The 12,419-nt window shown below is 40.9% G+C and carries 11 protein-coding genes; 9 read left to right on the top strand and 2 right to left on the bottom strand.

Features of this window, described 5'->3' with window-relative positions; translation table 11 throughout:
- Window positions 1–18: 18 nt before the first annotated feature.
- From BET01_RS15275 to BET01_RS15245, 7 genes are all read left to right on the top strand, one after another.
- A complete protein-coding gene (locus tag BET01_RS15275; protein WP_120197678.1) occupies window positions 19–795 on the top strand; it encodes an electron transfer flavoprotein subunit beta/FixA family protein in 777 nt (258 codons plus the stop codon).
- Window positions 796–807: 12 nt separating this feature from the next.
- A complete protein-coding gene (locus tag BET01_RS15270) occupies window positions 808–1,791 on the top strand; it encodes an electron transfer flavoprotein subunit alpha/FixB family protein (protein WP_120197677.1) in 984 nt (327 codons plus the stop codon).
- 34 nt (window positions 1,792–1,825) lie between these two features.
- Window positions 1,826–3,367 carry an L-lactate permease gene (locus BET01_RS15265; RefSeq protein ID WP_120197676.1) on the top strand — a complete coding sequence of 514 codons (1,542 nt, stop codon included), beginning with the start codon at window positions 1,826–1,828 and terminating at the stop codon, window positions 3,365–3,367.
- A gap of 16 nt (window positions 3,368–3,383) precedes the next feature.
- Window positions 3,384–4,172, top strand: coding sequence for an electron transfer flavoprotein subunit beta/FixA family protein (locus BET01_RS15260; protein ID WP_120197675.1), 789 nt, complete (start codon window positions 3,384–3,386; stop codon window positions 4,170–4,172).
- A gap of 11 nt (window positions 4,173–4,183) precedes the next feature.
- On the top strand, window positions 4,184–5,377 hold the full coding sequence (locus tag BET01_RS15255) for an electron transfer flavoprotein subunit alpha (protein WP_120197674.1): 1,194 nt from the start codon (window positions 4,184–4,186) through the stop codon (window positions 5,375–5,377).
- A gap of 2 nt (window positions 5,378–5,379) precedes the next feature.
- Window positions 5,380–6,783, top strand: coding sequence for an FAD-binding oxidoreductase (locus tag BET01_RS15250; protein ID WP_120197673.1), 1,404 nt, complete (start codon window positions 5,380–5,382; stop codon window positions 6,781–6,783).
- 181 nt (window positions 6,784–6,964) lie between these two features.
- Window positions 6,965–7,792: an alpha/beta hydrolase gene (locus tag BET01_RS15245; protein WP_243117242.1), complete on the top strand. Its 828-nt coding sequence runs from the start codon at window positions 6,965–6,967 to the stop codon at window positions 7,790–7,792.
- Window positions 7,793–7,865: 73 nt separating this feature from the next.
- Here the strand turns inward: BET01_RS15245 and BET01_RS15240 are convergent, their stop codons facing one another.
- Together BET01_RS15240 and BET01_RS15235 are read right to left on the bottom strand one after the other, a co-directional pair.
- A complete protein-coding gene (locus BET01_RS15240) occupies window positions 7,866–8,789 on the bottom strand; it encodes a hypothetical protein (RefSeq protein WP_120197672.1) in 924 nt (307 codons plus the stop codon).
- A gap of 162 nt (window positions 8,790–8,951) precedes the next feature.
- A complete protein-coding gene (locus tag BET01_RS15235) occupies window positions 8,952–9,953 on the bottom strand; it encodes an NADH:flavin oxidoreductase (RefSeq protein WP_120197671.1) in 1,002 nt (333 codons plus the stop codon).
- 118 nt (window positions 9,954–10,071) lie between these two features.
- Between BET01_RS15235 and BET01_RS15230 the strand changes: the two genes are divergently transcribed.
- A complete protein-coding gene (locus BET01_RS15230) occupies window positions 10,072–10,425 on the top strand; it encodes a winged helix-turn-helix transcriptional regulator (RefSeq protein ID WP_120197670.1) in 354 nt (117 codons plus the stop codon).
- Between the two features lie 399 nt (window positions 10,426–10,824).
- Entirely contained in the window at window positions 10,825–12,345 is a 1,521-nt protein-coding gene (locus tag BET01_RS15225; protein WP_120197669.1) for a S8 family peptidase, read from the top strand.
- Window positions 12,346–12,419: the final 74 nt, after the last annotated feature.

Genomic DNA, 12,419 nt, shown 5'->3' with positions numbered 1-12,419 from the left:
AGAAGGAGCGTGCAAAGCATGGAAATGTTAGTTTGTATCAAGCAGGTGCCTGATGATTCCGTGGAGATTTCCTTGGATCTAGGCACAAAAGAACCAGCTCTTATAGGTGTAACACCAGTGGTGAATGCGTTCGATACCTATGCCCTTGAGATGGCAGCCAGGTTAAAAGAAACGTTTGGCGGTGAGATTACAGTGGTTTCCGTGGGGAATGATGAGGTGAAGAATTCCCTCAAAAACTGTCTGGCAGTAGGCGCAGATCACGCTTATCTGGTGAAACATGAAAAGTCTGAGTCCTTGGACCCATGTGGAATCGCAAATATCTTAAAAAAGGCGGTTCATGACATAGAAGGGGAGTTAGAAACCAAATTTGATCTGATTCTCTGCGGAAAGGAATCTACGGATTATGCTTCCAGCCAGGTGGGCCTCCTTTTGGCAAGTAAGCTTCGTCTTCCAGTGGCAACCAATATCATTAAAGTGGAGCCAATGGATGGCATCATGAGGATAAAACAGGAAACAGAGGAAGGCTATCGCAGCATAGAAGCAAAAACTCCCTGTGTTGTCACCGTTCAAAAACCTGATTACGATCCCAGATATCCCACCATCAAAAGTAAGATGGCTGCCAGGAAAAAGGAGATAAAGGAGTTGTCACCTTCCGAGGAAGTAAGCAGTATGCTGGAGGTGATCCGGGTATTTGAGCCGGCAAAGCGGGTAGCAGGTATTAAGCTGAAAGCGGATAACGAACAGGAAGTAGTTGCACAGGCAATGTCTGTTATGACGGCAGCCAAGGTTTTTTAGGAGGAAGAGAAGATGAGTCATTCAGATGCAAAAAATATTATGGTTTATGTTGAGACCGTTTCTGATACTCCTTTAAACGGTGGACTGGAGATACTGACAAAGGCCCATAAACTGGCGGCAGCCAGGGGCGAAGAGGTAATTGCCGTCTTAATTGGCAGTAATCTGGAACATGCAGCCAATACCGCCATCATGGCAGGAGCAGACAAAGTTATCCTTGTAACAAAGGACAATTATGAGATGGAGGTCTATGAGGCCATTCTCACGAGGCTGGCGGAGAAATATAAGCCCTCCCTAATCCTTTCTGCAGGAACCCTTGTGGGAAAAGATATTCTTCCCCTGGTCGCAGGGAACCTAACCACAGGTTGTGCAGTGGATGTCATGGAAATCACAGACAAAGATGGGAACTTTGTCTTCACCTGCCCGGTTTATGGAGGAACGGTTTTAAATGATCTTGTGATAAAGGGGACACCTGCCGTTGCGGCCGTCCGGTCCGGTGCGTTTGAAAAGGAACTAGTGGTGGAAAGAACTGGCGAAATCATTAAAGAGCAGGTGGGTGTAGAAAATACTGTCCGAGCAAAAATTGTTGAAGTAGTTAATGAAATGGCAGAAACGGTTAATCTGGAGGAAGCGCAAGTCATCGTTTCCGGCGGACGAGGAATGGGAAATAAAGAGAACTTTAGGCTTGTGGAAGAACTTGCTTTGGCCTGTCATGGTGTTGTGGGGGCAACAAGGCCGGCAATCGAGGCGGAATGGGTGCCTCGTTCCCATCAAGTAGGGCAGTCAGGAAAAATAGTGGCTCCAAAGCTATATATTGCCTGTGGAATCTCAGGGGCAACCCAGCATGTGTCAGGAATGATTGGTTCCGGATACATCGTAGCAGTCAATAAGGATGAAGACGCTCCTATCTTTGATATTGCGGACGTAGGGATTGTAGGTGATGTTGTTAAAGTGGTTCCTCTTTTAATAGAGGAAATTAAGAAAATTCAGTCATTATAAGAAGAACCGTGAAAGATGTATGGAGGGGTCGGTTATGAATATTATTATCTTTCTTATGGCATTATCACCTATTTTATGGCTCATGGTAGCCTTGAGCCTCTTAAAGCTTCCCGCATTAAAAGCCTGTCCCATTGCACTGGTGATAGCAATTGTATTAGCCATGTCTTACTGGAAAATGCCGTTGTTGGAGTGCATAACCGGGGGGTTAGAGGGGGTCGCACTTGCACTGTGGCCAATTAGTATTGTAATTATTGCAGCTATCTTTACCTATAACCTTTGCATCGCCACCGGAAGCATGGACTGCATCAAAGAAATCCTGGCTGGGGTATCCAGGGATAAGCGAATTTTGCTTCTGATCATTGGTTGGTGTTTCGGAGGTTTTATGGAAGGTATGGCAGGCTTTGGTACTGCCATTGCAATTCCAGCCAGCATGTTATGCGGTATGGGGTTTCCGCCGGTTGCAGTAACCGTAGCATGTCTGGTGGCAAATGCATCGCCTACTGCCTTTGGCTCTGTAGGAATTCCCACGGTTACCGTTGCCCAGATTGCAGGGCTAAAGAGTGGGGAAGTAGCTTTTGCAACAGCCCTTCAGTTGACACCCTTTATCTTGATTGCACCTTTTGTAATGGTTTGCATCATCGGATCTTCTGTAAAGGCTCTTAAGGGGGTCTGGCCCCTGGCCTTGGTTGCAGGTGTTTCATTTGCGGCGCCAGAGCTGATTGCGGCAGCTTTTCTTGGAGCAGAGCTACCAGTTATCATTGGTTCCATCTGTTCTTTGATCATCACCATAGGGGTATCAAAGAAATGGTTTAAAGATACGGATCCGAAGTATAGGATTGAAAGTAATGGCCCAGAGAGGGAACATAAAATAACGGCAAAGGAAGCAACAAAGGCCTGGATGCCTTTCATCTTGATCTTTATATTCCTACTCCTTACCTCTAAGATGGTTCCTTCGATCAATCATCTGTTATCTGCCGTTAAAACGTCAGTGAACATTTATACAGGAGAAGGAGCTAAGCCATATACCTTTGTCTGGCTGGCTACCCCTGGTTTCTTGATTGGGGCAGCAGCAGTCATAGGAGGTAAGATACAGGGCGCAGATGCTAAGCTTATGGGGAAGGTGTTTGTAAGTACCTTAAAGCAGATGTGGAAAACAATTTTGACCATTGTTACAATTATGACTATGTCCAAAATCATGGGCTACAGTGGAATGATAGCCGCCATTGCCGGAACCATGCTGTCACTGACAGGAAGTTTCTATCCTCTTACCGCTCCTCTTGTAGGGGCACTGGGGGCATTTGTAACTGGCAGCGGCACCTCTTCTAGCGTCCTGTTTGGAAGTTTGCAGGCTCAGACAGCCGTTAATCTAGGCATAAATCCCGTTTGGTTAGTATCCTCAAGCACGGTAGGTGCCACCATCGGTAAGATCATATCTCCTCAGAGCATTGCCATTGGAGCAGCGGCAGCAGGTTTACTGGGCAGTGAAAGCAAGGTTTTAAATAAAACAGTAAAATACAGTGCTGTTTTCATAATAATCGCCGGCTGCATTGCATATTTTGGAAGCTGGTTTTACTAAGAAAGGAAGAAAAAACATGAAAATTCTTGTTTGTATCAAGCAGGTACCTGACAGCAATAAAGTTGAAGTGGATCCTGTAACAGGAGTATTAAAAAGAGACGGAGCGGCATCAAAGATGAATCCCTATGATTTGTATGCCATTGAAACGGCTCTTCGGATCAAAGAGAAAACAGGAGGTATGGTTGATGTCATATCCATGGGACCTCCTCAGGCCATGCAGGTGATCAAGGAGGCATTTTCCATGGGAGCAGACCATGGGACGCTTTTGTCAGACAGACGTTTTGGCGGAGCCGATGTTCTTGCAACCAGCTATACCCTGGCTCAGGGAATTAAGTCAATGGGAGAGTATGATTTAATTCTTTGTGGTAAGCAGACCACAGATGGAGATACCGCTCAGGTAGGTCCGGAAATCGCAGAGTGGCTTAACCTTCCTAGTGTTTCCAATGTGGTGAGTATCCGCATGTTTGAAGAAGATGGAATTACGGTTGACATGGATCTTCCTGATGAAGTAGAGGTTGCAAAGGTGAAATTCCCATGCTTACTTGCAGTGGATAAAGATATTTTTCAGCCAAGGCTTCCGTCATACGTGAAAAAGACGGAGACAAAAGATAGAAAGATTCAGATCCTTACACTGGATGATATGACGGATCAGGACGAACTGAATTATGGTCTCAATGGATCACCTACCCAGGTGCAGAAGATATTCCCTCCTGAGACAAATGATAAAAAGGAAATTTGGAATGGTTCTGGAGATATGCTTGCAAAAAAACTGTTTGATAAGGTTGAAGAACTGAAATTTGTTTAGGAGGTGAAGTTATGGCAAGATTAATCGTACATCAGGAGAGAATTCCTGATCATCAGGAACTGATCAATATCTGTCCCTTTGGGGCACTGGAAGAACAGGATGGAAAGGTTGTTGTAAATGCCGCCTGTAAGATGTGCCGCCTTTGCATTAAAAAGGGTCCTGAGGGCGCAATGGAATATGTAGAAGATGTGAAAAAGCCGGAAATCAACAAAGACGAATGGAAGGGCGTTGCTGTTTACGCAGACCATGTAGATGGAACCATTCATCCCGTTACCTTTGAGCTAATTGGAAAAGCAAAGGAGATGGCAGCCGTTACCGGGCAGGAGGTTTACGTCCTTTTTATGGGAAATGAGATCCGAGACAAGAGCGAGGAAATTCTTCATTACGGAGCTGACAAGGTCTTTGTATATGATAAAGAAGAGTTGGCACGCTTTAAGATAGAACCCTATACTGCAGTCTTTGAAGATTTCATCAAGAAAGTAAAGCCATCCTCCATCTTAGTAGGAGCAACCACCGTAGGCCGTCAGCTTGCACCAAGAGTAGCAGCTAGAATGAAAACCGGGCTTACTGCTGACTGCACCATACTGGAGATGAATGAAAATTCAGACTTATCCCAGATCCGTCCCGCCTTTGGCGGCAATATCATGGCTCATATCAAGACCCCAAACCACCGTCCCCAGATTGCTACGGTGCGTTATAAAATCATGAATGCCCCTGCTCGCGCGGAATCAAAGTCAGGAGTAATCGTAGACTGTGATATGGATCAGGAAATGCTTTCCTCCCATGTGGATGTCATTGATATTTTACCAAAAGCAAAAGAGACCTTTATTGAAAACTCTGATGTTTTAGTGGTAGCTGGAAGAGGTGTAAAAAAAGAAGAGGATATCAACATGCTTCGGGAACTTGCGGATCTCTTAGGAGGTCAGGTGGCATGTACCAGACCAATGGCTGAATCCGGTTGGATGGACGCAAAATACCAGATTGGCTTAAGTGGTCGAACGGTTAGACCGAAGTTGATTATCACCTGTGGAGTCTCCGGTGCCATTCAGTTTGTGGCTGGCATGAATCATTCCGATACCATTTTTGCAATCAATAACGATCCAAAGGCACCCATATTTAAATCAGCCCATTACTGTTTAGTTGGCGATTTCTATGATATTCTCCCGAAGCTGATTGCAAAAATAAAAGAGAAGGAGGGAGTTTAATCATGGGATATAAAAAAATAGATAAAGATGATATTGCGTACATAAAAGGTATCATTGGGGATGACGAACGTATCCTAATCGGAGATTTTATCAACGAAGAGTATAGTCACGATGAGTTAAGTGGTACCAGCAGTTATCCTGATATTGTAGTGAAGGCAAAATCAGCAAAAGAGATCTCTGAAGTCATGAAATATGCGTTCAAACATGTGATACCCGTAACTCCAAGAGGGGCTGGTACTGGTCTTGTGGGTTCCTCTGTTGCAATCGAACACGGAATTATGATTGATACCACATTAATGAATCAGGTGCTTGAATTAGATGAGGATAATCTAACTATCACCGTAGAACCAGGTGTATTGCTCATGGAACTTTCAGCATACGTGGAAGATCATGACTTATTCTACCCCCCAGATCCAGGCGAGAAATCTGCCACCATTGGAGGAAATATCAGCACCAATGCAGGTGGAATGCGAGCTGTAAAATATGGAGTGACAAGGGATTATGTAAGAGGCCTAGAGGTGGTTCTCCCAAGTGGAGAGATCACGGAGTTTGGCGGTAAGGTCGTAAAGAACAGTTCCGGTTATGCCCTAAAGGATTTGATGATTGGAGCCGAGGGAACCTTAGGCTTTATCACAAAAGCAATCTTAAAGCTGATCCCCCGTCCAAAGTTTGTAATCAGTCTGCTGATTCCCTTTCCTACCCTGGATCATGCCATCAATACCGTGCCACTCATTGTTAAATCAAAGACCATTCCCACAGCCATTGAATTCATGCAGAGAGAAGTTATCATTGATGCCGAACAGTATTTAGGAAAAACGTTTCCAGATAAACAGTCAGATGCGTATCTCCTCTTGAAATTCGATGGAAATTCATTAGAAGAAATTGAGAAGGCGTATGACAGTGTTGCGAAACTCTGTCTGGAGCAAGGTGCCTTAGATGTCTTGATATCCGATACCGAAGAGCGGGAGGATTCTATCTGGAAGGCAAGAGGGGCGTTCTTAGAAGCAATCAAAGGCTCTACCACTTACATGGATGAGGTAGATATGGTAGTTCCAAGGAGTTCCGTCAATGAAATGGTAACTTATCTTCATAGCCTCCAAGAGGAGTGTGATCTAAGGATTAAAAGTTTTGGTCATGCTGGAGACGGAAATCTCCATGCCTATATGCTAAAAGATGATTTAAACGATGAGGAATGGGAAAAACGGATGAACAAAGCCATGGAAAAGGTGTACGCAAAAGCCAGAAACCTGGGAGGTCAGGTGTCTGGGGAACATGGCATCGGATTTGCAAAGAAGCCTTATCTAAGAGGATCCCTTCCTGAGGTGAATCTGAATTTGATGAACGGCATTAAAAAGGTATATGATCCTAATAATATTTTAAATCCTCATAAGATTGCCCAAATGTAACCTTAAAAACGAGTATATTCGACTTACTTGACAGTCGGATATACTCGTTTCTGGTGTAGTGGTTTAGACGCTTGTCTCAGAACAATTCTTGTAGTATGATGATACTAACTGATAATTGTCCTTTTTTCAATAAATCAGACCAGTTGACCTGATAATGAAGCATGTATGAAAGGGGAAAACAATGAAGAGAGAAAGTATTATGAGAGAGGAAATGGTTTCCTCTGTCGATGGAACGAGATTGAGGTTTCGAGCGGATATTGTGGAAGAACCCAGGGCATTGGTTGTCATAGCCCATGGTCTGTGTGAGCATTTAAACCGTTATGACTATTTTACGGAAAAACTCAATGAGAATGGATACAGCGTTTACCGATATGACCAGAGAGGACATGGGAAATCCGAAGGCAAGAAGGTTTACTTCAGTGATTTCAACGAGATGCCAGATGATCTGTCCACAATCGTTGCGATTGCCCAAAAAGAGAGTGGAGGAAAAAAGGTATTCTTATTCGGCCACAGTATGGGAGGAGAGACCGTAACCCTCTATGGTACCAAGCATCCAGGGATCGTGGACGGAATCATTACCTCTGGTGCCCTGACACATTATAACAATCCTATTATGGGAGATACCTTTCCGATTGTAGCTCCGGAAGATACTTATTTACCAAACCAACTTGGGGACGGAGTTTGCAGCGATTCTAATGTCATAGAAGCCTATGCGAGTGACCCGCTGGTTGAAAAACAGATCAGTACTGGTCTTATCAACCAGATTTATGCAGGTGTACAATGGTTAAAAGAACAGATTGGAAACTTCTCAGACCCAGTGCTCATACTTCATGGAGCAGATGATGGACTTGTTTCGGCTAAGGATTCCCTGGAGTTCTTTGAGGAAATCAGTTCGAAGGATAAGAGCCTTAGGGTTTATGCTAATCTTTACCACGAGATTTTAAATGAACCAAGCAGGAACGAAATCATTGCTGATATTCTTTTGTGGTTAGGGAAACATAACAGATAAGATAAATCAACCATAATAAATGAGAAAGACCGGACTAAGCCATTACAGGCAGTCCGGTCTTTAGTCAATGCAATTAATTGTTAATTGCAAAAATCTTCAATCCTTTGTCATTCAATGAATGTATCCATATCTCACCATTTCCCATCATGATGCCCTTATCATTGCTAAATAGGTATCTGGTATAGCTCTTGCTTATTTTATCTTTAAATTCCGCAGTTATGATATCATCATAAGATTGTATAAATTCATCAGAAGAATTTATTGTTTTTTTCGCATCGCGGATGGTAACATTGATTGGATACTGGATCATTTCTGCTAATTCTTTTTTCTTATCACTTGTAATATATAATTTGATATTCTTTGCAAAAGTTTCAACATCTTCTGTAGATGCTTCTGCAAAAAGGTATCGTTCTTGTGGGGAGCTAGCGAAGGAATGGGAGAGTGATAGGTCAAAGTTTTCTTCTATGTTGTCCTTCTTATTTTTATAATCTACTACTAATAAATCCCCTTTTTGTGTTCCTGGTTTTATTAATCCTTGAAACGTAATACTGCCGTCTTCATTGGATAAAGCAAACGATGCACGATTAACATCAATGGATCCTGTTAAATGGGTCTCTGTATCATCATCATAAGAGGTTACATAGGAGGCTGATAATTCATTTTCATTCCTAAATATGGCCATGTATATGCTTTGCTTGCCTTCATTTCCTTTGAATACACTGGTATTCTGGTTATTAATGATCCCTTCAATGATTGAGATATCTTCTGTAGATAAAGTTGCTGTCTCAGAAGGAGCTGTTGTATTGGGTTCTGGGGATTTTGAGCTGGTCACAACCTCGGTCTCGTTCGTTGTAGTGGGAGCTGTGCTTGACTCTTCCACCTTTGTTTCCAATGGATTTTCTGTGGTTTTATATCGCGCAGAAGTAATATAGTAGACTGCAATCAAACATAGAATAAGTATGGGAAGTATTATAACTGATTTTTGTTTTAATTTCATTATTTATTCTCACCTTCATTTAGAGTATAATGTTGAAGCTATTTATCCTACTAAACTATCATAAATTCATGAAATTAACAAGAAGTAAAAAGTTGGTTTACTCCATAAATGCTTTCATAGTGTATTTTTAATAAAAAGTCCGCTTAGAATCCGATTTGGAAGTTAATTATTTATTCCCATTGCTTTTTCTGCCCATTTGGAATCCTTAAGAATAGCCCTTCCTATTCCAATGAAATCTGCCTTTCCCTCTTTTAGTAAATGTTCCGCATCTTTTACATCCGTCACACCACCAGTTAAAATCAAAGGGATAGATACTTCTTTTTTTATTGCTAATGTTGCATCAGCAAACCACCCTGGTTCATTTGTATCTTTACGTACAATGCCATTATAACCACCTGAAATATCCAACAGGTCAACCCCTGCTTCCTGAAATTTCTTAGATGCATATATTCCATCTTCAATGGTATTGCCACCTTCCATGTAGTCACAAGCACCGAGGCGAAGCGCTAACAGGAAATCATCCCCTACAACCTTTCTGATTGCACCAATGATTTCCAAATGAATTTTAATTCTTCCATCGATTGTTCCACCATATTCATCCAAACGTTTATTGCCAAGAGGGGAATAAAATTGATTCAGCAAGTAACCATGAGCAGAATGTATCTCAACACCATCATAGCCAGCCTCTTTTACTCTTTTTGCTGCATCGGCAAAAGATTTTACAACCCTAAGAATATCGCTGTGGTCCATTTCATGAGGAATGAGCTGTGTTTTAGCTGTCATACTTCCATTGACGATTGCACTTGCACTGATTGGTTCACATCCAGTTATTTCTTGAGATGCGGAACTTCCAGCATGACTGATCTGAACTATGACCTTACTGCCATTCTTATGAATCACATCTGCTATTTTTTTTAGTCCCGCTACATCTTCATCTCTTGCTATGGATACTTGACCTTCACTGGCCATACCATCTTTGCTTACATAATGATGCTCTGTAATAATTAAACCGATATAACCGCCCTTTGACTTTTCATCATAGTAATCGATCAGTTGTTTTGTTACCTCGCCGTTTGTTGCTTTTGATGTTGCCATTGGAGGCATCACAATTCGATTTGGAATTGTAACCGATTTTATGGTGATTGATTCGTTCAATAAATTCATAATTACCCCTTTCTTTTATTGTTTATTTTCTATCTATCCTTTATAATAACTTAGATGCGACAATTAAAACAGTATGCACTTTTAAGTGAGATACTATCCAAAAGGAGAGCGTAAATAAATGAATGATCCCCAAAATCATGAATGCAAGCATGAGGCAGATATTGATTCAAAACCTTTTGAATATACCTTATCCCTCATAGGTGGCAAATGGAAACTCCATATCCTGTTCTGTCTTTTGAGAAAAGGCATCATGCGATACAGTGAGCTTAAAAAAGCACTTCCTGGAATTACCCATAAAATGCTAAGTAATCAGTTAAAAGAATTAGAAGCAGACGCTCTCATCATCCGCCACGAATATCCACAGGTTCCACCAAAGGTTGAATATTATCTTTCCGAACGTGGGAAATCATTAATGCCTACACTTCATGAATTATGTGCATGGGGTGGGAAGCATATAAATGATAAATATTAATTCTACCTTTTGTAGTTAGGAAAGTATAACCGATAGAAACATAAGTATAACATGTAAAAGTTTCGCTGCAAAACAGGGTCTTCTATGATGAAATAATGAATCATAGAAGACCCTGTTTTATTTATGAAGTTAAAAAATTATGACCTCATAAAATATGTGAATTACACAAAAAAGTTCTATTCGCATTTTGAAGGTTTCATGACTCCAGAAGCACCAAGAAATCATTCCAATCAGTCAGCACATCCTCTTTTTAAATATCATACTATGTTTATTAAAAGGAGGGATTAGAATAAAGATAGACCTCAAACTGCTATGTGATAAGACAATTGAAAATCCATAGCATGCACCAACTTGGTCTGTTTTTAATATATTAATAACAAAAATAAAAGGAGAATTATCATGGAATTATTTTATTGGAGTAATGAAAAAAAAATATCCTTAAAAATATCTGATTTATATAGAGCATTTAAAGATAATAGCAATAAGGAAAGTAAAAACAAATCTTTTACTTCTAACCTAAATTCAAATCTGACTGATTTAAAAAATGGTATCATTTTAGAAACAATAAGCGAGAATCAAGTGAATGAAAGTAAATCATTTTCAAGCAAAAATCAACGTGAAAATGATGATTTTATGGTAGTTGAGACAGAAGATAAAACGCCAATGATTCTTACAAATCAGTTTATTATCCAATTCAAATCTGATGTAACAGCAGAAGAAATTAATGAATTGAATGACTTTAATAATGTTAAAGTGATTGAAAATATTAATGGAGAAGATAATACGTTCCTGGTGGAGACCACAGAAGGCAACGCAGAAAGTGCATTGGAATTGGCAAATACCTATCAAAAAGATGATAAGGTAATATATGCACAGCCAAATTTTGTTCGGTTGCTAAAACCTATGTCATCATTACCTAATGATACGAATGTAAATAAGCAGTGGGCCATTAACAATACTGGACAAACTGGCGGAATTGTAGGAGAAGACATCAATGTTTTAGAAGCATGGGATATAACAAAGGGAAGTAAAGATATTATTATTGCTATCGTAGATGAAGGTGTTGATTACACCCATGAAGACTTGAATGTAGCAGATAAACTGGTAACCGGGTATGATGCTTGTTTTAAGCGTGATAATCCAAATCCAGAAACTACTGATGCGCATGGAACCGCTTGTGCAGGGATAGCAGCCGCAAAAAGTAATAACAACAAAGGAATAGCCGGTGTGGCTCCAGATTGTAAAATAATGGGAATAAGAATCGCATATGGAGTTGAGAGTGGAGGCGAAATAGTATGGGTTACTGATGATGCCAAAATTGCAGATGGAATTGTTAAATCTGTAGACCGAGGAGCTGATGTCCTTAGTAACAGCTGGGGAGGCGGCGGTGATAGCCAAACAATTACAAATGCAATCAATTATGCGAAACAAAAAGGTCGAAATGGAAAAGGATGCGTTGTTTGTTTTGCCGCTGGTAATGATAATGGTAAAGTCTCTTACCCCGGTAATCTAGGTAGTGTGTTAACTGTTGCAGCATGTAATGAGTATGGCCAAAGAAAAAGTAAGACAAGTAAAGATGGCGAATATTGGTGGGGCAGTAATTATGGTCCTCAAGTTGATGTTGCAGCCCCAGGTGTTCATATTTACACAACTGATATTATGAACAAGGCAGGCTATAGCACTGGTAATTATGAAGATGGATTTAACGGTACATCTGCTGCAACCCCACATGTTGCAGGAGTTGCTGCACTTGTGCTTTCAGTTGCTCCAGGACTAAAAGCTAGTGAAGTGGAAGAAATAATCAAAAATTCTGCAGATGATATTACTCCTAAAGGTTTTGATAATTATACCGGTTATGGGAGAATTAATGCATTTAAAGCTGTTTCAAAAGCACTTGAAATTGTAAATGCAGATAAATAGTTTATATAATATTGCAAAAAGGTATTAAAAAAATCATATTTCTACAACCTTATAACAGAGGGGGACATCAGAGC

Origin of the sequence: Lacrimispora algidixylanolytica (assembly GCF_003609635.1) — a bacterium.
Lineage (GTDB): Bacteria > Bacillota > Clostridia > Lachnospirales > Lachnospiraceae > Lacrimispora > Lacrimispora algidixylanolytica.
Note: the sequence above shows the minus strand (reverse complement) of the source record. Positions and strands in the feature narration are given on the sequence as shown.